The sequence below is a fragment of the Algoriphagus sp. genome (assembly GCF_030694375.1).
Classification (GTDB): domain Bacteria; phylum Bacteroidota; class Bacteroidia; order Cytophagales; family Cyclobacteriaceae; genus Algoriphagus.
Genome location: NZ_JAUXYL010000020.1, coordinates 236,023 through 257,589, shown reverse-complemented (window position 1 = coordinate 257,589; position 21,567 = coordinate 236,023). Strand labels below are relative to the sequence as shown.

The following is a 21,567-nucleotide window of genomic DNA, read 5'->3' as shown; positions in this document are numbered from 1 at the left end:
ACAGGAAAAATCAAAAAATAAAGTTCAAAAATCAGAAATCATCAGGAGTCTACTCCTATTCTACACGGTTGAGTCACAAAAGTTAAGTTGCACATAAAAAATCCCCTTATCATTTTTTGAATTGACCATTCAAAAGATTTAGGGAATTTACCGTGCAAACCGTTTCAAATCACCCAAAGTCGAACAAGCTGTCTGCTTTATATAATTGAAATTTAAAAAAAGTAACTTGCAATCCACTCTTGAATTGCAGTGTGTGCAAACTAACTTAACTGTGGCTCCAGAATTAGTAAAATCTGCAAAAATGACAATTCAGTTCTTATCTACCTTGAACTGCACCGTCGCTACCTCTACAAGCGGCCAGTATTTGATCCCGGAAGAGTCTGTCGTTTTTTAATACATCAAAAAACCCCTTTAGAAAGGTTTTTGTCATCTTCATATCTATATCTGTCATATAGGGCTGTTGGCGTTCGACAGTACTCCAGAATTGAGACTCCTTTGCCAAAAACTCCTGTCTGATCGCCTGAACAAAGGCCTCATCTCTACAAAATCCCCGGTACAGGCGGTCCGTCACTGACTTAATGTTTAACTGAGGACTAACTTGAGCATATGGGGGACTAACCAGTCCACACATGTCAAAATCATAAGCTAAAGGAATGATCGTTTTTTCATCCAACTGAAGTACTTTTTGATTGTGGAGAAAAAGTGTTGAAAAATCCGTATTGCCAATCATGAATTGAAAAAAGTCCTGTCTGACAGTTGCAGAATCTTGCATGACTGTAGGGAGAATTTTTCTTCCTTCTACAATTTTTCCACCAAATCGGGCAGCTACCTCATCATCGTCCTGAATCAAAAAGCCCAAAAGAGAAGTCTCTCCTCCTTTTTTATCATCGAGGTTTGTGAAATTGACTTGAACCAATCGGGTATCAAAATAGTACTGGGTGATGTCTTCCAAAAGCTGATAAGCCAAATACTCCTTCCCAATATAGGAATCCGCGCCTTTTCCTTTTTGGCAGGGAAGGACCAACTTCAAACTTTTATTATTTTCAAAAACAGTCCCGTTGATTTTCTTATTCTTGAATTTGATTCTGATAGGAGGATAAAGGCAATTGGCAAGACGAAAATTACCACGGGTTCGCATTTCTAAAGGAATGGTGTCCCACTGTCCCGGGCTCGACTCCAGCATAAGAAATGAATCCATGTAGGTGGAGTCATTGGTGTTTTTCCTCAATTCTTTAATCGAGAATGACATCTTGATAGGCAGGGGTTCTTGGCTTGAAAACAGTGGACTGGTTTGAAAACCAAAACTTATTGAGACTGCTAAAAAAAGGAGAGTAAAGAGAATAAAAAGAGATTTTTTCATCGTATGGTGTGGAAAATACACTTTTAAATTACGATTTATTTTAATCCATAAAATCATTTCAAAAGATTAAAAATGTATTTCGAATCATTTTGTTCAAAAACCTACTCTTAAAATCCTTAGGAATTGTCAATTACTTCGATCTCGCTTCCAAAATCCGGATAAACAGCATATGAGCCATCCGACGGGCGTGTTCTTTGGCATAATCTGCCGTCTCACCTTCAAAATACGCATCAATAGTTGAAAACCACAGTTCCAGCCAATTGCCAAAATGAGCCTGTTCTATACTATGATCTACAGATTTGTCAACTTCACGATGAACTTTGACGGGATTGAATTTCCCAGCTCCCGGTCCGGTCTGGAGCAAAATCATTTCCCAAAAATCCGAAAGGTGAACCAAATGTATTTCCCAATCCTGGACTACGCTATTGAATATTGGTCCAAGCGAAGGATGCAGCCTGACGCGATCATAAAATCTTCGCACCAGAAAATCAACCTCCATTCGACTTTGGATTGCTGATCTTTTCATTTCAATCACGTAATACTGGAGCTAATACTTCCTTTTTACCATCTATTCCAGCCGGAGTTTCCAATCCTAAAAGCTGACAAAGTAGTGGGTAAATATGGATATTCTGAAAAGGCTTAATTTGATGTCCAACTTTAATTCTTGGCCCCATAGCGTAAAAAATTCCCCACATTTCTTGGTTTTTGGGACTAAAGCCATGCTCCCCGTAGACATCTGTTTTCAGCATCGCGGACCGATTTTGATAGCGGAGCATTCCTCTGTTGTCAGCAAGGTAATAGCCAAACTCCGGTATAATCATCAAGTCTCCGATCCGCTGAGGAAAACGGGAAATGTCCGTGTAATTTTCATTTTTGGACAGCTCATCAATGCTGAAATTTGAACCACGGGACTTGAGTAATTCAATCACTTTTATTTTTTCAGAAGGATCCTCCAAATACAGATGAGCCAAGGCGCCATTATTCACTATTCGGGCATTTATCCCTTCGGTCAATTGGTCCAGATTAATCAGCTTGTCTTTAGGCACATCCGCCATTCCGTGATCGGATACCAATATTACAGTAATCGGTAAATCAAAGCTTTTCAGGCCTTCAAAAAGCGCCCCCAATTCCCGATCAAGTTTATCAAGTCTTTCCTTTAATTTTTCATCATTAGAAGGTCCGTATGCATGACCAACATCATCCATGTCTGAAAAATAGAGCGTAATCATACTTGGCCGTTCAGTATCCGGTAAAAGCATCCATGAGAAAACCTGTGAAATCCGGGTAAGATTTGGCACATTCCCGTCATAGTCAAAGTATTCACTCGGTCGGATTCCTTTCACAGGTGCCTCCGAACCCACAAAAAAGTAACTGACTGCTTTGAGGCCGTTTTCTTCAGCCAATACCCAAATCGGCGTACCACCATACCAATACCCATCTTGTACTATGTCCCGATTTCCCATGTTATAAACCTGATCTTTGAAAGGCTCATAAAAAGAATTGTCTACTAAACCGTGATTTTCGGGAAGCATTCCCGTAGCAATGGTGTAGTGATTGGGGAAAGTCTTGCTGGGAAAAGAAGGAATCAAGCCTTCCGCTGCTGTTCCCTCAGAAATGAACTTAAGTAGGTTTTCCGGCTGAAATCGCTCCACGTAGTCGTATCGGAATCCATCTAGCGAAATCATAATTACAATGGGCTCTTTCTGTTGAGCAAAAAGATTGAAAAGGACACCCGCATAACCTACGGCAAAAAGAAGAAATCGGCGCATGATGCTTTTTTCTTCAAAATTACCCGAATCACCTTTGCAAACCAATCCATTCAAGGAATTGCTTTCAAACTGGGGAATGTTCCCGAAATCGGGGCTTTATTCCCCAATTTCAAGTGATAAATCGAGTCTCATTCAACCTATTCATGATGGTACAGCAATTGAACAGGAATAAAGTACTCAGTCGCTGAAATCACAAACCTAAAGCGAAGGGTAAAATCACAAACTATGAAAACGAACAATAAAATCTTAGGTCTATTTCTGATCGCCATTCTGACGGTAGCTTCTATCGGTTGTAAGACAAGCAATGCACTGAAAGGCGGCGCAATCGGTGGGGCTGCAGGAGGCGTTATAGGCGGACTAATTTCCAAAAACAATACTGCAACGGGTATAATCGTAGGTGCAGCGATCGGCGGCTCAGCCGGTGCCATTATCGGCCGTGAGATGGATAAGCAAGCTGAGGAGCTGGAGAGAGATTTGAAGAAAGCAGAAGTGGAACGAGTTGGCGAAGGAATTAAAGTGACTTTTGATTCAGGGCTACTGTTTGATATCAATAAAGCATCACTAAATGCTTCTTCAAGGGCAAATCTTGACAGTCTTGCCAAAACGCTGAACAAATATCCGGATACAAATATCATCATCGATGGTCATACAGATGATACAGGTTCTGAAAAATACAATCTAAAACTCTCCTTGGAGCGGGCAACTTCTGTGGAAACTTACCTGAAAAACAAAGGAGTAAGTGGCACAAGAATCACGACCCATGGATTTGGAGAGGCCTTGCCAAAATCTGACAATACTACTGTAGCCGGAAGAAGTGAAAACCGTAGAGTAGAAATCGGAATTGTTGCCAATGAAAAAATGCAGGAAGAGGCAAAGAAAGCTGAAGGCGGATCAATTCAGCCATAAGCTGGAACCAAAAAAGCAAAACTGCTTTTATTTTCAAGTGGGGAATTCTGGTCTAATATGATGCAGGGTTCCCCATTTTTTTTTTGATTTGGACTTACAGAATTGGTGTGGAAAGGTTGGAATAGGAATTGATCTTTTGATACCAGTAGAACATACCAAAATTTCAGAAATCAATACACTCATGAAAACTCAAAATCAATTTTTATTGCTGTTTCTTATCGCCAGCCTTTCCTTGGCCTCTATAGGTTGCAAAACCAGCAATGCTGTCAAAGGCGGCGCAATCGGAGGTACAGCCGGTGGGGTCATCGGCGGACTGATCTCTAAAAACAATACGGCGACAGGAATAATAGTAGGTGCTGCCATCGGAGGATCTGCCGGAGCCATTATCGGAAGAGAAATGGACAAACAAGCCGAAGAATTAAGAAGAGACCTCAAAGGCGCCAAAGTCGAACGAGTAGGTGAGGGAATCAAAATCACCTTCGATTCAGGGATTCTCTTCGCAGTGGATCAGGCTACACTGAATTCAAACTCCCGGAACAATCTGGAAAATCTCGCAACGACTTTAAAAAAATATCCTGACACCAAAGTAGTAATTGAAGGGCACACCGACGACACCGGGACAGCCGAATACAACCAAACTTTGTCTCAACGAAGAGCTTTGAACGTGGAACAATTCCTGAGTAATTCCGGCGTGGCAACTAAACGGTTACGAAGTCGGGGATTCGGGGAGGAAATGCCAGCAGTGCCCAATACTTCAGCGGCAGCCAGAGCACAAAACCGTCGGGTTGAGGTGGCCATTTTCGCGAACAAAAAGATGCAAAGAATGGCAAGAAGAGGAGAATTGGGCAGTTAAAAATCAACACGCATCAAAAAATCCGTTTGAATTTCATCTCCGAAAGGAAAAGGATGGCTTCCGAAAATTCGGAGGCCATTATTTTTGAAAAGCCCAATTTTTCCTTCACCTTTAAAATTATCAAACGGGAAATTTTCAGGTTTAGGAATTTACTTCATTTGGCTATAGATAATCTGTCAGTTTGATTTAGGAGTACCAAGAAGGCCTTGGTAGTAGTTGGCTTTCTCCACATTACCGAGCGATCTGTTCAACAAATAGAGGTTTCCAATAACAGATCTACTGCTCCCAAATTCCAACGCTTTTTCAAAAGTTACAGAAGCCTCTTTCTCTTTCTTTTGTGCGAGTTGGGTCATTCCAATGTTGGAATAACCGCTAAATTTATCTTCAACACCATATTCAATGGCTTTTTTATAATAGTTCTCCGCTAGTGAAAAATTTTTGTCTTTTAGAAAAGCTATCGTACCCAAGTTGGTATAAACTACTGGATCTTGACTTTTCATTTTCTCTACGGCTTTGAGAAAATTAATTTTGGCACCAGTGGTATCCCCAGTCTCGAGAAGTGTTTTTCCGAAGGCTGAGAAAAAAGAAGGAAACTTAGACTGACCGTCTACCTGATCATATACTGGTTCAATTTTAAGGTATTCACCCAAAGCCGTCTTGTAATCTTTCTTTTCAAACGCCGAATTCCCCTTAATCAAAGCACTGACAAATTGAATTTCTTCAGGAGTGCTAACTTCATCGCTTATAAGATATTGGGAGGCTTTCTCCGTTTGACCAAGTTCGGAATACAAAAAACCCAAAACTTTTTTGATTTCCGGATCTTCAGAATATTGGAGCGACTTCTCTAAAGCAACTACGGCTTTTTCTTTTTGAAACATCCTTGAATAAGTGAGACCTAAATTTCTGTACAGAGGACCAAGGCTAGCCTTATCCGCCTGAAGTGCCTTGAGATAAAAAATTTCAGCCTCACTATAATTACCCTTATCAAAATTAAATCTACCCAACTGAAATAAGGGATAAAATGATCTGGGGTTCTTTTCAATCGCTGTTTCCAGAGTTGAAATAGCTTTTGTGCTATCCCCCAGCAGAATCAATACCTCTGCATAGGCACTCAAGTATTGAGAGACCGGCATATCATTACCTAGGATACCCAGCATGATTTTATATTCCTTTTTTGCTTCCAAAAAGTTGTTTCTTGCGGAATCAGGTTGATCTTTTTTCATCTCCAAACCCAATTTTCTCAGCTCATCTGCGTAAAAAGCATGCGTTCTCCAGCTTTTTGGAGCGCTTCTTACATCGTTTTTAGTTATAGTGAAGTTGTTTTTCCACACTTTCGTCCGGTCAAAAGTTTTCCAGGAGAATCCAAGCAAAACAGGAATCAATAGCAAAATCGGAAAAAGGTTTGCCCATTTGCCCGGTAATCTTTTACTCAGCACAAAAAGTAGGTAAACTACCAGAAAAGAAAAGGCCAAAGACGGGACGAATAGAAATCGCTCTCCAAGATTCGAACCTATGATCAACGCAGGCACTATATTGGAAAATATCGAAAAAGTGGCCAGGTAGAAAATAATGCCAAAACTGAACAAATTTCTTTCCTTGAACCCTTTGACAGCGAAGTAAATCACTGCACCAAAAATAAAAATACTGAGCCAAACTTGCATACTTTGGAAATTCTGAACAGTTAACTGACTAAAGGAATAATCCCAAGATAAAGGATGGGGAAAAATCAACAACTTCAAGTATTGCAGATAGATGTAGAAGTTGGTAGCCAATCTTTCAGATCCGTTGGCCATATACATCACACTGTTGACATAAGAGTCATAAGCAGTTGAAGCACTGTCAAGTATTAACCCTCGAATTAACAAGTAAACAAGAGCTACTGCGGCAAAAGGCAAAGTAGATTTCGCTGCTTCCCAAGGCGTTTTCCCCAGAAAAAAATAGGCAATTAACCCGACTAAGGCTATCAAAGGGATACTCTCTTCTTTCGATAACAGGGAGAAAAAATACAAACTCAGTAGCGCAATCCAGTGACCTGCCTTCAGGTTTTTATAATTTTGAGCCCAAATCAAAATGGCACTAAACGCAAATAATGCTGAAAGTAATGTGTCTCTGCTTTTTGCAGATGCCACCACTTCCACATGCACAGGATGCACTGCAAATAGAAATAGGGTCAAGCCACCTACCCACCATGGAAGCGAACGTTTCTGAATGAGAAAAACCAGAATCCACCCCACGATTATCAAAAGGGAAAAATAAAGAATCAAATTAATTGAGTGGCTGACCATTGGATTAAACTTCCCCACCAGCTCATTTTCCAAAGCAAAAGTTAGCAGAGTAAAAGGACGATATATCCCGGAATTAACTGGACTAATCTCTATGAAATTCATGGAACCGTACTTGAAGAGTTCAGTCCACTCTTCCATTCCTTTGGTGGTTATTCGATTGGAAATAATAAAAAGACCATCATCTAAGGTGTAGTCAAAGCTTATCGACTGAAAGTAAAGACCCGATCCAAAAATCGCGATGCATACTATCCAAATCCAGTTCTTTTCTTTCATTTGAGTGTTGACTAAAAGTATTTAAAGTTAATGTTCCAAATAAAAAAATAAAGCTAAGCAATCTGTTGAAAATCAACACGCATCAAAAAATCCGTTTGAATTTCATCTCCGAAAGGAAAAGGATGGCTTCCGAAAATTCGGAGGCCATTTTTTTCATAAAATCGGATCGCACGTGCATTCTTTTCCCATACGCCCAGCCAGAGGTATTTTTTTTGATTTTGCTTCGCAAAGTCAATTGCTGTTTCCAAAAGCCTTTTTCCTAATCCCAGTCCCAAAAAATCTTCGAGTACGTAAAGTCTGGAGATTTCCAGACTCTCCGGATCATGTACATCCGTTTGTGCAGGCACCTGATTGACCTTGGTGTATCCAATTAAATCACCGTCATGTTCAGCTACAAAAAATGTGGATGCAGAGTTGGTTAGTTCAATTTCGAATTGATCAAGCGTAAATGCCTCATTGAGATAGGCTTGTACATTTTCGGGTTTGTTGCCAGCGGTGAAGGCCTGTAAAAATGAAGTTCGGGCCAAATGCAATAAATCTCCCAAATCCGCTGCTGTCGCCAATCTGATTTTAGGCTCTTGATAATTGGTTTCCATTTCAAAGTTTTTTTAGTGCTACATCGATTTGCGAAATCGGATACTCCCCCAATATCGCCCGGTATTTTCCTTTGGGACTGATCACCACAAAGCTTCCACAGGGATAATGAAAAGGAAAAAACTGATTCTCAAAAAGCCCATCCGGATCAGCTGTCCATTGTTGGATTCCTTGATATTTTTCCAAGCCATGAGGATTTTTGTAAAAATACAAAGGAGCGACTGCATCATACTTTTCGGAATAGCGAGCCACTGCTTTCACATTTTTCCTGAGACTTTCTGGCGTGTTTCCGAGTCCTGTGGAATTACACTCATCCTTACCGGGATAGTAGAGCACGATCAGCGGTCTGCCTGCTGAGTAAGCATCCTCCAAACCCAATTTTTGATAAATGATTTTTGCATCAATCAAGCCAACAGGCATCCGATGAACCAATTTCATCACGCCTTTTTCATCGCCCGGAACTCCGAAATATGGGCCGTTTAAGATCTTTTCCTCAAAGTCTTCCTTGGTGGTCCGCTTACCGAATTCGTTGAAATAAGTCTGAGAAATCCCTTGAAATGAAATCAGAAATAGAATAATAGAATAAAACATTTTTTTCATTTGGAACCAGGTGATTTAGATCCGGTGATTTATTTTAACCCTTTCTATTCCCCAAAAATATAAGTATCCCTGCTGTCCCAAACATCAGCAAACCATAAATCGCAGATGGTATCGTCATCGTGGAGTTCACCAAAAGTGTAGCCGCAATGGTAATGCCCAGCGTTCCGTTTTGAATCCCAGACTCGATGGCGATGGTAGTGCTTTGCTTTTTACTCAAGCCTAGGGTTTTTCCACTGAAATATCCCAAGGCCAAGGTGGCAAGGTTCAGGGTAAGCGCTACAGGGCCGGCTTCCGCAAAATATTCAATGAGATTTTCCCGCTCTTTCAGAATCGCGGCAAGCAAAATTATAACGAAGAAAATTGCAGAGATTTTCCGAAATGGCGCATCCCACTTTTGCGCCAGCTGAGGAGATTTTTTCAACACCATCATACCGATCGCTACAGGAATTATGGTAATGAATATAACCGAAATGACCGTCCCGAATACATTTAGTGGCTGGGACTCTCCACTTGGGATAAAATACAAAATGGCAAAATTAACAATGAAGGGAATAGTAAAAACGGCAATCAGCGAAGAAAACGCAGTCAGGGTGATCGAAAGTGCGGAATCACCTTTGGCCAAATGAGTGATCAAATTGGAGGTTGCTCCTCCGGGACAAGCCGCCAAAATCATCAATCCGACCGCGAGTTCGGTTTGCAAACCAAAAACCTTAATCAAGCCAAAAGCCACCAAAGGCAACAAAATGAGTTGATTGGTCAGCCCAATTGCCACTGCTTTGGGATAGATCAAAATCCGCTTGAAATCATCAAACCGGAGACTGAGCCCCATTCCAAACATGATGACTGCCAAGGCAAGTGGCAAGAAGAGTTGGGTGAGAATACTGGCTTCCATGGTATTTGGGTTATTGGTTATTGGATTATTAAGGTATTGGGTTCTTCAAAAATTGAAAATTGAGTTTGATTATTGGTCATTGAAGCTTTTTGGCATTTGTCTCCACTTCTTGATACTAAAATCTAGCACTTGCTACTCTACAAAATTCCCGCTACCGCAAATCCCACATACGTCCCAAGCGCATTTCCCAAACTCCCCACCAACACACCGGGAATCAACAAATCAGGACGATTCAAACTCTCAGCAGCTGCGATCGCAGTCGTGTTTCCTCCCACATTCGCCTGTGAAGCTACAGCTATCACATCCCAGTCCATTTTGAACAGTGCCCCAACCCCGAATATCACCAACCCATGAATCAAGACCAATAAACCTACAAACAGAATCAGTGTCCCAGCCAAACTTCCTACTCCCGATAAAGCTCTGAAATCACACAAAGTACCAATCACTGCCAGAAAGATCAAAATAAAGAAAAAGCCAAGGGTATGCTTTCCGTACAATTGCTGAACTGCCGGAAACTGCGCAAGAATCAATGCCAAGGTCGTCAGGAAAATAATCTCCGGAACCTGCGGAAAGTAAGAAACCAACACTTTGCTGACAGTCATTCCCAGCAATCCCAGAGCTAAAATAGAAGCTAAGGAACTGATCGAAATGGATTCAATTCCGTCGTTTTTAACAGTCGTAGCTGCTGAAGCCAGTTTCTTTCGAGGAAACCATTTCTGCAAATATTTGGGCAAAATCAATGTGGCAATTATCCAGGGTGTTCCGATCAGATTGTCTACGACAGTCGTCGCAGCAAACAGATTTCCGGCTTCGTTGACCTTGTAATGAAGCGCAACTGCATTGAAATTAATCGACCCTCCGATATAAGTTCCTGTAAACATTCCCGCCACAGCTGGAGCCAAATCCCCAATTTCCACGGCTGGATTGACTACAAACCAAGCCACTAATACACCCACAACAGTTCCGACACCTCCCAACAGAAACATGGATAAAAGAGGCAGGCCTGCTTTTTTCACGCTTTTCAGATCCACTTCCAATAAGGCGATAAAAATCCCCAAAGGAGCCAAATAAAGGAAGACCCCATCATAAACCGGACTTCCGTCCATCGCACTGGGTATAATTCCGAGATTAGAGAAAAGCGCACATAGCAAGATGACCAGAATGGGAGTTCCGATCGTTTTTCCCCAAGGAAACCGAGTCATCCAATTGGCAAAAAAGACAGAAATACAGAGCGTTGCCGCTATAAAAATCGGCTCTTGGGTGAAAGTCATGAGGGAAAATAGGGAAAAGTCTGTAAATCAAACAGAATGAATTCACTACTTCCTGAAAAAAGCTAAGATGCACTCAATAATTACATCAACCTCCACACTTCTTAAGTAGGGATTCAAAGGCAAAGACAATCCGATATTTGCGAGGTTTCTGGCATTTTCAAAATCCCCGACGATTGCAAATGGCTTCATCTCGGGCAAAATCACAGGATAGTGAATCGCCGTTCCAACACCCTTTTTTACCAAAAAATCCCTCAATTCATTTCGCTTTTCCGTTTGGATGACAAAAAGATGCGCATTGTGATCCGAGTCCAAAATTCCAGATGGCAAACCCAGTTCCTCAATCCCGGAAAAAGCGTCTAAATATCGCTTTGCAATAGTTTTTCGTTTTTGTTGATTTGCTTCAAAATCTTCCAGCATCACATTCAAAAAAGCAGCTTGAATTGTATCAATTCGACTGTTTCTTCCCACCAATTCATGTTGATCCCGCAAGGGTTGACCGTGATTGAGTAAAAGTCGGAGCTTTTCTGCCAAAAATTCATCCTGAGTCAGACACATTCCAGCTTCTCCCAAAGCCCCAAGATTTTTGGTAGGATAGAAGCTCAAACAACCCACATCGCCCCAAGTACCTGCTGCTCTGCCATTTTGAAAAGATCCATAAGCCTGTGCCGCATCTTCAATCACGAAAAGTCCAAGTGATTTGGCTTTTACAGTCAAATCAGCCATTTCCACCATTTTACCATAAAGGTGAACAGGGATCACTGCTTTGGACTTTGAAACAACGGCTTTTTCCCAGTCTTTTCGCAACAAACCTTCTTCATCGGTATCCCAGAAAACAGGTTTGGCACCAACCATCACGACCGCTTCGGCAGTCGAAACCCACGTCATGGCAGGGACAATCACTTCATCTCCAGGCCCAATTCCCAAAGCACGAAGTGCCAATTCCAAGGCGTCTGTTCCATTGGCACAGGGAATCGAAAAGCTGGATTTTAAAAAGTCGCAAACTGAATTTTCCAATGCCTCCACTTCCTTTCCTCCTGAAAAAATTCCGGCATCTAATAGATCGGAAAACCGCTCCTTCAAACGGTGTTTGAGGCTTGCCTCCATCCTGCCCAGATCAAGAAAGGGTATTTTCATCGAGAATTTCACCTAGTTGAATACTCAAACTGCGTCTGGAATACTTCACCAAACCTGTGGGATTTACCACGAAAGATCCCGGATTCATGAGCGATTGAAGTTTGTTCCGGATTCCGGCTGAATCAACATGTGCAATCACTTCACCTGCTCCTGAACCCGTCAAAATCTGAGCAGAATCTCCATTGGGATCTCCTAAGGCCAACACCGGTATCCCTGTAGCAAGGTATTCAAACAGCTTTCCAGGAATATTTCCTTTGGCATTTTTGGTGTCGGTGAGAATTAAAACCAAAGCATCAGCCTTTGCATAAAACCCAAAAACCTCGTGATGAGAGACGTATCCTGCAAAATGAATCCGACTTTTCAGCCAATCATCTTCCTGTACATAATTAATTACCACATCACTGACTTTCCCTACAAAGGTCAGTGCTACCGACTCTTCCTTTTCAAAAAATTCAGCTTTCATCGCTACCAACACCGGAATCGGATTTCGGATCGAATCGATGATTCCGGAATAGACCAAATGGAGCTTCCCCGGCTCTTTTTTCTTTGGAGAAAAACCCATAGGGATATCCGAAGGGTCGTAACCATTGGTGAGCAACTTGATTTTTCGATGAGCTAGTTTTTCCAGGTCTTTTTGAAAAGTCGGAGAAATCGTCATCACTGCATCGGCTTCTTTGAGTACGCTCTGCTCAAGTTTCTCGTGCTTTCTCCGAACGAACGAACTCATGGGGAGCGTATCCAAAAATTCCCATTGCGACCAGGGATCACGAAAATCCGCAACCCACGAAATGCCTGTTTTTCGCTTCAATTCCCGGCCTATCAGGTGCACACTATGCGGAGGACCTGTCGTGATCACTGCCTGAAACTGACCGCTTTTCACCAAATCAGTCAAAAACTTAACGGAGGGTTTGACCCAATAAACCCTAGGGTCAGGCACAATCAGATTGGCTCGCATCCAAATGGCAATTTTTTCCAAAACCCCCTTTTCCTTCTGCTCCAGAAGCCTTCCGGGATGAGTTTTAGAAGTGCCTTTTATTCTTGAGAAAAGCTGGTAGGGTTCCCAAATCGGAAATTTCATCACCTCAAGATGCTGAGGAACTTCCCCAAGCAAACTCTCATCTTTTAGATCAAAATCAGGATTTTCCGGAGTAAAAATCACAGGCTCCCATCCTGCTTCGGGAAGATATTTGGCAAATTTCAACCAACGCTGTACCCCAGATCCTCCACTCGGAGGCCAATAATAGGTGATGATGAGAACACGTTTTTGCATCGGAGTACAAAGTACCATGTACAAAGTACAAAGTACAAGTGAGGAGAAAGAAAAAGGAGAAAGTTTCCCTTCTCCCCTTTTATCCTCATTATTCGATATTCAACATTCGGCGTTAATCATTCGAAATTCATACTTTTTACTTTCCTACCAATGGCAACAAATCATGCACCTGATGTTCTGCTGAAACGAGGAAACAAACTCACATCTGAACTACCAACCAACTGTTCTGCCGAGACAATCTTAAATTTCAAACTTCAAATCTCAAATTCTATTCTCCTTGAGCCAGCGAGTAACCTCTCACTCCATCAAAAGAATAAAGATTTGCTGTTTGGATGGTATCAAATCCAAGGGAATTGATCTGACCCAACAACTCCAAAATCTGAGCATGGCTTACGGATGACTGATCCGCCATGGAGAATCTTGCTCTCCAATGATCGGTACAAAATGTCTCCTTCATTCCTGCAGGGAATACTTTCACACCTCGATTGGTCATCAATTGCAACTGAAGTCCACCTGCATTTGCCTGGCGAAGTTTTTCACCGATGACATTTGGATCACGCCCAGCCTCATTCCAGTCAATGAACACATCTACTCCGATCAATTCCTTTTTCTGAGCAGGTTTGCCTTTCACTTTGGTATTCATTGGGGTCGTATCGTCTTTGTCAAACGAAGCAGGCACCATAGTTTCAGGAAATTGTCCCAACCGGTCAATTACCGCCTGAGCAAATTCTTTTGTGCCCACTTTTCTGGTAGAAAGTCCTTCCTGATAGATATCTCCGGTGTGGATTCCATCTTCCAAAGTTTTCATCCAGGCATTGGAGATCTTCTCCGCCACTTCCGGCTGACCAATGTGTACCAACATCATGATGGCCCCATTCAACAGTCCTGATGGATTGGCGATGCCCATGCCAGTGATATCCGGCGCAGAACCGTGAATGGCTTCAAACATAGCGACTTCCTCACCCACATTTGCCGAACCACCAAGTCCTACAGAACCTGTCACTTGTGCTGCTACATCGGAAATGATGTCTCCGTAGAGATTCAATGTCACGATAACATCAAAAATCTCGGGACGGTCCGCAATCAAAGCGGTCCCGATATCGATGATTTTGTGATCAGTCTGAATTCCGGGATATTCTTTAGCGACTTCGTCAAACGTTCTGTGAAATAATCCATCCGCCAACTTCATGATATTGTCCTTGGTCATGCAGGTCACTTTCTTCCGACCGTATTTCTTTGCGTATTCGAAAGCATACCTGACGATTTTTTCAGATCCGGGTTGAGAGATCAATTTGATACTTTGGACCACTTCTTGAGTTCCTCGATGCTCAATTCCGGCATACAGATCTTCTTCATTTTCACGGATAATGACCATATCCGTCTTGGGGAAATGAGTTTGGATAAATGGTGAAAAAGCTTTGCATGGGCGGACATTGGCAAAAAGTCCAAAAGACGTCCTTGTGGTAACGTTCAATGATTTAAAACCACCTCCTTGAGGGGTAGTTATAGGTGACTTCAAAAATACTTTGGTTTCACGAAGTGACTCAAAAGCACTTGGCTCCATCCCTGAACTGATTCCTTTGAGGTATACTTGTTCCCCGATTTCGATTACATCATATTCAAGTTGAGCTCCTGCGGCTTCCAAAATATTGATCGTCGCTTCCATGATTTCCGGGCCGATTCCGTCACCATAAGCCACTGTGATTTTTCTTTTTGAAGACATATTAATAGCGGATTTAGTTTAAAATTTGATGCTGCAAAAGTAATCAAAAATGCCTGAAGCCGACCGCTATCCGCAATTATTTACCCCTGTAATCCGGTTAAAAATTCTTGGGTAAAGTCAAATCCTAACCTTCATTTGGATTTTTCTAAGCGCTCAAATTTGGCTTTGTATCCCCTAAGCGTATATTTGTTTCCACACATTCAAACGTATATGGCAGATTATCTGAATATCCTGACCGAAGAAAAAAATGGCGTACTCTACCTTAACATCAACAGGGAGGACAAAATGAATGCGCTAAATCATGCTACTTTGGAGGAATTGAAGGGTATTTTTGAGGAGGTGATAGACAACCGCGGCATCAAGGCCGTAATCCTGACTGGTTCAGGAGAAAAAGCATTCGTTGCTGGAGCAGATATCAGCGAAATCGCTTCATTGAATGAAGTAAACGCAAGGAAATTCGCAGAAAATGGGCAGGAGATTTTTGCCATGATCGAAAACTGTCACAAGCCAATAGTTGCCGTAACCAATGGCTATACACTTGGTGGAGGCTGTGAATTGGCGATGGCTTGTCACATGCGAATCGCTACTGCCAATGCAAAATTTGGACAACCTGAGGTGAACCTGGGAATCATTCCGGGATATGGCGGCACTCAACGTCTCACCCAACTTATTGGCCGAGGAAAGGCCAACGAACTCATGATGACCGGCGACATGATTGGCGCTGAAGACGCCTTGGCTTTAGGCCTTGTTAATCATGTGCTTCCAACTAAATCAGAGGCAATGGAAAAAGCCGAAGAAATCATTGCCAAAATAATGGGAAAAGCTCCCTTAGCCATTGGGATGATCGTAGATTGTGTCAATGCAGCATTTTTACCGGAAGATGGCTATCAAACCGAAGCAAACAGCTTTGCCAGATGCGTCAAATCCGGTGATTACAAAGAAGGAACCTCCGCATTTTTGGAAAAAAGAAAACCTATTTTCAAAGGAGAGTAAGCTCCTTGCTCTCAAATGAGTACTCTCAAAAAATTAGCCGGACAGACTGCCATTTACGGGCTGAGCAGTATTCTGGCCAGATCCATCAATTTTTTGATGATTTTCATTTACACCTCCTATCTCAATAAGGAAGTCGTAGGCTCATTTACGGGGATTTATGCACTGATAGGGTTTCTGAATATCATTTTCACCTACGGAATGGAAACTTCGTTTTTCCGGTTTTCCACCGGCAAAAATTTAGATCCGGACAAAGTCTACAATACTACCCAGTCACTTTTGATTACGTCCACCCTGATTTTAGGAAGCGGGTTATTTCTGGCTGCACCCTGGTTGGCCGAGTTGCTGAACTATCCAGGTCAGGCCTATCTCTTCCGGTGGACGGCATTGATTTTGTCTTTTGACGCAATTTTGGCAATTCCGTTTGCCAAACTTAGGCTGAGCAATCGGGCATTTGCTTTTGCAGGTGCTAAAATGATCAATGTCCTACTGAATGTTTTTTTCAATCTACTGCTGATCGTCTGGTTTCCTTTATTAATCTCCGGCGGTTTCATGGAAAATGGCTTCCTTGGATACAAGCTCGACTGGGGAGTTGAATACATTCTTTTGGCAAACCTCTTTGCCAATGGCCTGATCATCCCCTATGTGTGGTGGAAAGCAGGTATTTTCAGTTTTTCACTGGACAAGGAAATCATAAGACCGATGTGGAAGTATTCGATTCCATTGCTTTTTATGGGTTTGGCAGGCGTGACCAACGAGCTCGTTTCCAGACTATTATTTGAATATCTTCTCCCTGCAAACTTCTACCCCGGCCTTAGCGCAAGGGCAGCAGCGGGGATTTTCGGAACCAGTATCAAACTGGCAATTCTGATGAATTTGGTGATTCAAGCCTTCAAATATGCCGCAGAACCTTTCTTTTTCGGGAAGTCTTCGGATAAAAATTCACCTCAGCTCTATGCAAAAGTGATGCATGCATTCATTATTTTTTGTTCTGCACTTATGATCGCCATTTCGGTCAATCTCGACCTGATCGCTTATTTATTTCCCAAAGGGGAAGGATACGATTCTGCCTTTTTTATTGTGCCAATTCTGCTGATGGGTTATCTGCTTTTGGGAATCTACTTCAATCTATCCATTTGGTTCAAAGTCACCGATAAAACCAAATTCAGTTTCTGGATCACCTTGGTCGGGGCATTTGTGAGTCTGATTGTCATTTTCACTTTGGTTCCAGTGTTGGGATACTTGGGGGGAGCATTGAGCACCTTGACCTGCTACCTGGTGATGACTGCCCTTTGTTATTATTACGGACAAAAACATTACCCAATACCCTATCAGACAGGCAGGAGCATAGTCTATTTACTCTTCGCTTTTGGGCTGAGTTACGCCGGATTTTTCCTGACTTTGGACTCTTTATTCTTTGGTTTTCTGGCCAAAAACAGTTTGGTCGTCCTGTTTTTGATTTTGGTTGGATTTTTGGAGAAGGATGAGCTCTCGGCCTTACTTGGACGGAAAAAATTAAGTTAATTCCCTCTTGCTCTTTCTGGCATTAGAAGAAATAGTCCATTCATTTTGAGCAAAAGGCATTATGTTTGTGAATTGATATTGCATTCCCAAATCCCCGTGAGAATTTCCCGTTTCTTTTTCCTGTTTTCAATTCTGTTTTTAGGCTGGAGTCCCAGTTTTTCCCAGCAGGCTCCCTCAAAAAAAGAGGCTAAAGTTCAGGACAAAAGAACCAAAACAAGTCGATATTTTATCGAGGGGGAAAAAGCCCTGGTACTCGGGGATCTTGAAAAAGCCTATTTTTACTTTCAACGCTCCTTGGAATTTTCCCCAAAGGAACCAGCCATTAATTACAAAATAGCCGAAGTGTTGGTGCGGTCCAATCAGGCCGAAAAGGGGCTTCCGTATGCAGAAAAGGCGGCTTTGACTGACCCAAACAATAAATACTATGCGCTGATGGTGGCGGAGATTTATACCAATCTCAAACAACCGCTCAAAGCTGCAGAGATTTTGGATCGACTGACAGCCGATGGTGAAGAAAATCAACAGTATAATCTTGACCTCGCTTCTATTTACCTGAACGCCGGAGAATTTGACAAAGCATTGGTCGTGCTGGATCGGGCGGAAGCTTATTTTGGAGTACGGGAGCCCTTTACTACCCAAAAACAACGCATTTATCTTCGAAAGAATGATTTACGAAGTGCAATCAGGGAGGGCGAAGTCTTAATTGAATCTTTTCCAGGCAATCCCAACTTCGTATTAAATCTTGTTGAAATTCTGTACAACAATGCCCGTTTGGATGAGGCATTGGACTTGGTATTGGAGGAAATCCAAAAATACCCCAATCAGCCTGAGCTCCACATGGCAGCCTATACCCTGCTTAAAGAAAAGAGTGAAATTGTCCGCGCCAATGATTTTCTGATGCTTGCCTTTAAAAGTTCGGACCTTGACGGTGAAATAAAAGCAAAGACATACAAATCCATGCTTTCAGAAATGAAGACATCCAACCGAGACTCCCTTCTGGATCAGATGGAGGAACTCATGTTGGCTCTGAACTCAAAGGATGCGATGGTTTTGGAGGTAATTGGCGAACGAAAAAAAATGAATGGGGAAATGGACACTGCCATGGATTTTTACAAAAAATCACTCCAGATCCAGCCAAAAAATGCACCCTTGTTGGAGCAGGTTATTTTAAATTCATTCGGAGACAATCCTGATTTTGTAGAAGTGGAGACATTCACCATCATGGGGGTCGATGAATTTCCGGCAGCACCTGAGTTTTGGTTTTATGATGGAGTAGTGAAGTCTGCTCGCAAAAAAGATTCAGTAGCCGTCGTCTCCCTGCAACGAGCAATCGCACTCAATGCCGGGAAAAATCCACAGTTGGATCAAGTGGCCTTTGGTTCTGTAGCAAATTCCCTTTATAATCTTGGTGAAAAAGATTCTGCATTTGTCTTTTTTGACAAAGCACTCAAGCTCAATCCAGGAGATGAGCAGGTACTGAACAATTACGCCTATTTTCTTTCGTTGGAAAAAAGAGACTTGGAAAAAGCGAGAGTCATGTCTGAAAAAGTGGTAAAAAAACATCCTAAAAACGCTACCTATTTAGACACATATGCTTGGGTTCTCTTCCAAATGGGAAGCTACGAAGAAGCAGCTCAATACATGGAAAAGGCTCTGGCAAATGAAACGAAACCAAGCGGAGTAATGCTGGAACATTACGGAGATATATTATATCACCTTGGCAAAGTCTCTGAGGCGATGACTTGGTGGAAAAAAGCGGAGGGGAGTTCGGAAGCTTCTGACAAACTGGCACAAAAAATAAAAGAAGGGAAATACCATGAATAGGCTTTTTGTAGTTTTTTTGACGTTTTTTGTGATTTGCCTTTCTGGCTGCGCAAAAAAGATTGTGATCTATGAAGGCGATAGACAGATGGAAGAGTTTCAGCCAATAGCGGCTGAATATGATTACCTCAGTGCCAAAGCCAAAATCGTAATCGAAGAAGAATCGGGAAAGATCACTCGGGGAACTTTAAGTTTACGTGCTAAAAAAGACAGTGTCCTTTGGTTTACCATGTCGCCTGGTATGGGAATGGAAGCAATCCGGGGATTTTTCACCAAAGAAAGAATTCAAATTCGGGATAGAGTTGGAAGCGAGAATATCAACCTCAGCTATGCGGAATTTGAACAGTTTTACGGCATTAAGCTTTCTCTAGAATTATTTCAAAATGTCCTTTGGGCAAATGTCCCTTTTGAATTTGACTATCAGGACAGACTTTTGAGAGTTGGGAGAAAATTTGAGTTGACCCAAGTCAGAGACAATGTCCGTTACTTTTCTAAAGTGGAGACCAGTCACGGCAAAGTATCCGAACTCGTCAGCAACTCCCTGGATGACAGAGGTTCCGTGTTGGCCAGTTTTCCCAAATTCCAAGATGTCGCTTCTCAGCCATTCCCGGCCGCAGTACTATTCAAGCTCGCCTACCAACTTCCTGGAGGAAGTCAAAATACAATTATCCACCTGGAGTGGACTTCCATCGATCCCAATTCCGAACCACTTAGCTTTCCTTTCAGATTCTAAGCGCTATGCGGATGTACAGACTTATCTCATTTTTAGCAGTATTCCTTTTCTTGGGGAGTTTTGAAGCTTTTTCGCAAACAAAAAAAACAAGAGAAGAACTTGAGCGAGAGAAAGCTGAAGTGCAGGCACGCTTAAGAGAATTTGATATTATTCTCAAACAAACTACGGCAACCAAACAAACTTCGCTTGGCGAATTAAATGCAATCACCAGCCAGTTTCAGTCCCAAACACGTCTTGTCAATACGCTCGACAGGGAAGTACGCCTGATCAATCAGGAAATCAGCGAAACCGAAAAAAAAATCAAGGGGCTGGAAGTGCAGCTACAAGACCTAAAGTCGGAGTACTCCCGGATGATATACAATTCATCCAAGCTCAACCGAGGGCTTTCCATTGTAGCATTTGTTTTTAGTTCTGGTAATTTTAATCAGCTATACATGCGGTTGAAATACCTGAAGCAATACAGTGACAGCAGGAAACAACAAGCCGAGCAAATCGAAAAACTTTCAAATGAATTGGTTAGTCAACGGGCGCTATTAGACCAAAAAAAGATAGATAAGGTGACCGTCCTCTCCGAGGAGCAAAAAGAAAAAGGAGAATTGGAACGGCTACGAAAAAGCCAGCAAGGTGTGGTCAATACCCTTACAAAAAAAGAAAAGGATATTCAGCGTCAGATTACCGCAACTAAAAAACAACAAGAGCAGCTCAACCGGATGATCAAGCAGGTGATCGAAGATGAAATCCGTCGTGCCGAGGCTGAATCTCAAAGAGCAAATTCCACTACAACCAAAAAAGCTGGTACCAGTATGCCTATGACACCTGAGGCAGCAGCACTTTCCAGTTCCTTTGCGGGAAACAGAGGGAAATTACCTTGGCCTGTGGAGACGGGGTTTGTTTCGCAGGGCTATGGAACTTACCCGCACCCCACTTTGAAAGGAATCGTTCAGGATAGCGATGGACTGGAGATCCGTACACAGCCCAATGCAAATGTCAGGACGGTCTTTGACGGTACCGTAAGTAAAATATCCACCATCCCTGGATATGGCTTGACCGTAATCATCAAGCACGGCGAATACTTCACCATGTATAGCCGTCTAAAAGACATTAGTGTCAAAGTGGGGCAAACAGTCAAAGCCAAAGAAACGATCGGAAAAGTGGCAGTAAATCCAAACGGTGAGTCAGAAGTTCACTTCCAAACTTGGAAGGGACTTCAGATCATGGACCCTGCAACATGGATTACGTCCAAATAGAATTTAATATCGTATGTTCATAAAAAAGAGCAATTGTCTTGCAATGGAACTTTGCCTAAGCGCGTGACAATTGTATCTTTGTAACACTGTATATCCTTAAACATACACCATCATGACTACATTAGGTTTTATTCAAAACATGGGCGGAGGCTCGATCGTCTTGATCATCGTCGTTATCCTCTTGCTATTTGGTGCTAAAAGGATCCCTGAATTGGCCCGCGGATTGGGCCGTGGCATCAGAGAATTCAAAGACGCCACTAAAGAAATTCAGAACGATCTTGAAGATGGGCTGAAAGACAAAAAGAAGTAATCCCTTAATCCA

Annotated in this window: 19 protein-coding genes; 8 read left to right on the top strand and 11 right to left on the bottom strand. The window is 42.3% G+C overall.

Features of this window, described 5'->3' with window-relative positions:
- Positions 1-316 precede the first annotated feature (316 nt).
- The 3 genes from Q8M62_RS05950 to Q8M62_RS05940 form a co-directional block, all read right to left on the bottom strand.
- Positions 317-1,249, bottom strand: a complete 933-nt coding sequence (locus Q8M62_RS05950; RefSeq protein WP_304902398.1) for a hypothetical protein — start codon at positions 1,247-1,249, stop codon at positions 317-319.
- Positions 1,250-1,490: 241 nt separating this feature from the next.
- On the bottom strand, positions 1,491-1,886 hold the full coding sequence (locus Q8M62_RS05945; protein ID WP_304902399.1) for a group III truncated hemoglobin: 396 nt from the start codon (positions 1,884-1,886) through the stop codon (positions 1,491-1,493).
- Position 1,887: 1 nt separating this feature from the next.
- Entirely contained in the window at positions 1,888-3,129 is a 1,242-nt protein-coding gene (locus Q8M62_RS05940) for an alkaline phosphatase family protein (RefSeq protein WP_304902400.1), read from the bottom strand.
- Positions 3,130-3,354: 225 nt separating this feature from the next.
- Between Q8M62_RS05940 and Q8M62_RS05935 the strand changes: the two genes are divergently transcribed.
- Positions 3,355-4,035, top strand: coding sequence for an OmpA family protein (locus tag Q8M62_RS05935; RefSeq protein ID WP_304902401.1), 681 nt, complete (start codon positions 3,355-3,357; stop codon positions 4,033-4,035).
- 181 nt (positions 4,036-4,216) lie between these two features.
- Positions 4,217-4,888 (top strand): OmpA family protein, encoded by a 672-nt coding sequence (locus Q8M62_RS05930; protein ID WP_304902402.1) that lies wholly within the window; start codon positions 4,217-4,219, stop codon positions 4,886-4,888.
- Between the two features lie 176 nt (positions 4,889-5,064).
- On the opposite strand, the gene Q8M62_RS05925 is transcribed toward Q8M62_RS05930, so the two are convergent.
- The 8 genes from Q8M62_RS05925 to Q8M62_RS05890 form a co-directional block, all read right to left on the bottom strand.
- Positions 5,065-7,446 carry a lipopolysaccharide assembly protein LapB gene (locus Q8M62_RS05925; protein WP_304902403.1) on the bottom strand — a complete coding sequence of 794 codons (2,382 nt, stop codon included), beginning with the start codon at positions 7,444-7,446 and terminating at the stop codon, positions 5,065-5,067.
- A 53-nt stretch (positions 7,447-7,499) separates the two neighbouring features.
- On the bottom strand, positions 7,500-8,042 hold the full coding sequence (locus Q8M62_RS05920) for a GNAT family N-acetyltransferase (protein ID WP_304902404.1): 543 nt from the start codon (positions 8,040-8,042) through the stop codon (positions 7,500-7,502).
- 1 nt (position 8,043) lies between these two features.
- Positions 8,044-8,631: a hypothetical protein gene (locus Q8M62_RS05915; RefSeq protein WP_304902405.1), complete on the bottom strand. Its 588-nt coding sequence runs from the start codon at positions 8,629-8,631 to the stop codon at positions 8,044-8,046.
- Positions 8,632-8,674: 43 nt separating this feature from the next.
- Entirely contained in the window at positions 8,675-9,532 is an 858-nt protein-coding gene (locus Q8M62_RS05910; RefSeq protein ID WP_304902406.1) for a bile acid:sodium symporter family protein, read from the bottom strand.
- A 137-nt stretch (positions 9,533-9,669) separates the two neighbouring features.
- The gene (locus Q8M62_RS05905) at positions 9,670-10,803 is read right to left on the bottom strand and encodes a DUF819 domain-containing protein (protein ID WP_304902407.1); all 1,134 of its coding nucleotides are present in this window, start codon (positions 10,801-10,803) and stop codon (positions 9,670-9,672) included.
- A 45-nt stretch (positions 10,804-10,848) separates the two neighbouring features.
- Positions 10,849-11,937, bottom strand: coding sequence for a DegT/DnrJ/EryC1/StrS aminotransferase family protein (locus tag Q8M62_RS05900; RefSeq protein WP_304902408.1), 1,089 nt, complete (start codon positions 11,935-11,937; stop codon positions 10,849-10,851).
- On the bottom strand, positions 11,918-13,207 hold the full coding sequence (locus Q8M62_RS05895; protein WP_304902409.1) for a glycosyltransferase family 4 protein: 1,290 nt from the start codon (positions 13,205-13,207) through the stop codon (positions 11,918-11,920). The genes Q8M62_RS05900 and Q8M62_RS05895 overlap by 20 nt, the downstream gene beginning before the upstream one ends.
- A 268-nt stretch (positions 13,208-13,475) precedes the next feature.
- On the bottom strand, positions 13,476-14,930 hold the full coding sequence (locus Q8M62_RS05890; RefSeq protein WP_304902410.1) for an NADP-dependent isocitrate dehydrogenase: 1,455 nt from the start codon (positions 14,928-14,930) through the stop codon (positions 13,476-13,478).
- 210 nt (positions 14,931-15,140) lie between these two features.
- Here Q8M62_RS05890 and Q8M62_RS05885 point away from each other — a divergent pair, with 210 nt between their 5' ends.
- The 6 genes from Q8M62_RS05885 (at position 15,141) to tatA (ending at position 21,555) form a co-directional block, all read left to right on the top strand.
- The gene (locus Q8M62_RS05885) at positions 15,141-15,923 is read left to right on the top strand and encodes an enoyl-CoA hydratase/isomerase family protein (protein ID WP_304902411.1); all 783 of its coding nucleotides are present in this window, start codon (positions 15,141-15,143) and stop codon (positions 15,921-15,923) included.
- Between the two features lie 15 nt (positions 15,924-15,938).
- Positions 15,939-17,444, top strand: a complete 1,506-nt coding sequence (locus Q8M62_RS05880; protein ID WP_304902412.1) for a lipopolysaccharide biosynthesis protein — start codon at positions 15,939-15,941, stop codon at positions 17,442-17,444.
- A 96-nt stretch (positions 17,445-17,540) separates the two neighbouring features.
- On the top strand, positions 17,541-19,268 hold the full coding sequence (locus tag Q8M62_RS05875) for a tetratricopeptide repeat protein (protein WP_304902413.1): 1,728 nt from the start codon (positions 17,541-17,543) through the stop codon (positions 19,266-19,268).
- A complete protein-coding gene (locus tag Q8M62_RS05870) occupies positions 19,261-19,998 on the top strand; it encodes a DUF4292 domain-containing protein (protein WP_304902414.1) in 738 nt (245 codons plus the stop codon). Before Q8M62_RS05875 ends, Q8M62_RS05870 begins: the two co-directional genes overlap by 8 nt.
- 11 nt (positions 19,999-20,009) lie before the next feature.
- Positions 20,010-21,245 (top strand): murein hydrolase activator EnvC, encoded by a 1,236-nt coding sequence (locus Q8M62_RS05865; protein WP_304902415.1) that lies wholly within the window; start codon positions 20,010-20,012, stop codon positions 21,243-21,245.
- Positions 21,246-21,357: 112 nt separating this feature from the next.
- Positions 21,358-21,555, top strand: coding sequence for a twin-arginine translocase TatA/TatE family subunit (tatA, locus tag Q8M62_RS05860; protein ID WP_077353614.1), 198 nt, complete (start codon positions 21,358-21,360; stop codon positions 21,553-21,555).
- The last annotated feature ends 12 nt before the right edge of the window (positions 21,556-21,567 follow it).

Bases quoted from the DNA above. Each gene is read 5' to 3' on its own strand.
- Q8M62_RS05905 (WP_304902407.1), bottom strand. From the start codon at position 10,803: ATGACTTTCACCCAAGAGCCGATTTTTATAGCGGCAACGCTCTGTATT.
- Q8M62_RS05940 (WP_304902400.1), bottom strand. From the start codon at position 3,129: ATGCGCCGATTTCTTCTTTTTGCCGTAGGTTATGCGGGTGTCCTTTTC.
- Q8M62_RS05950 (WP_304902398.1), bottom strand. From the start codon at position 1,249: ATGTCATTCTCGATTAAAGAATTGAGGAAAAACACCAATGACTCCACC.
- Q8M62_RS05920 (WP_304902404.1), bottom strand. From the start codon at position 8,042: ATGGAAACCAATTATCAAGAGCCTAAAATCAGATTGGCGACAGCAGCG.
- Q8M62_RS05910 (WP_304902406.1), bottom strand. From the start codon at position 9,532: ATGGAAGCCAGTATTCTCACCCAACTCTTCTTGCCACTTGCCTTGGCA.
- Q8M62_RS05935 (WP_304902401.1), top strand. From the start codon at position 3,355: ATGAAAACGAACAATAAAATCTTAGGTCTATTTCTGATCGCCATTCTG.
- Q8M62_RS05865 (WP_304902415.1), top strand. From the start codon at position 20,010: ATGTACAGACTTATCTCATTTTTAGCAGTATTCCTTTTCTTGGGGAGT.
- Q8M62_RS05930 (WP_304902402.1), top strand. From the start codon at position 4,217: ATGAAAACTCAAAATCAATTTTTATTGCTGTTTCTTATCGCCAGCCTT.
- Q8M62_RS05870 (WP_304902414.1), top strand. From the start codon at position 19,261: ATGAATAGGCTTTTTGTAGTTTTTTTGACGTTTTTTGTGATTTGCCTT.
- Q8M62_RS05925 (WP_304902403.1), bottom strand. From the start codon at position 7,446: ATGAAAGAAAAGAACTGGATTTGGATAGTATGCATCGCGATTTTTGGA.
- Q8M62_RS05890 (WP_304902410.1), bottom strand. From the start codon at position 14,930: ATGTCTTCAAAAAGAAAAATCACAGTGGCTTATGGTGACGGAATCGGC.
- Q8M62_RS05880 (WP_304902412.1), top strand. From the start codon at position 15,939: ATGAGTACTCTCAAAAAATTAGCCGGACAGACTGCCATTTACGGGCTG.
- Q8M62_RS05945 (WP_304902399.1), bottom strand. From the start codon at position 1,886: ATGAAAAGATCAGCAATCCAAAGTCGAATGGAGGTTGATTTTCTGGTG.
- Q8M62_RS05895 (WP_304902409.1), bottom strand. From the start codon at position 13,207: ATGCAAAAACGTGTTCTCATCATCACCTATTATTGGCCTCCGAGTGGA.
- Q8M62_RS05900 (WP_304902408.1), bottom strand. From the start codon at position 11,937: ATGAAAATACCCTTTCTTGATCTGGGCAGGATGGAGGCAAGCCTCAAA.
- Q8M62_RS05915 (WP_304902405.1), bottom strand. From the start codon at position 8,631: ATGTTTTATTCTATTATTCTATTTCTGATTTCATTTCAAGGGATTTCT.
- tatA (WP_077353614.1), top strand. From the start codon at position 21,358: ATGACTACATTAGGTTTTATTCAAAACATGGGCGGAGGCTCGATCGTC.
- Q8M62_RS05885 (WP_304902411.1), top strand. From the start codon at position 15,141: ATGGCAGATTATCTGAATATCCTGACCGAAGAAAAAAATGGCGTACTC.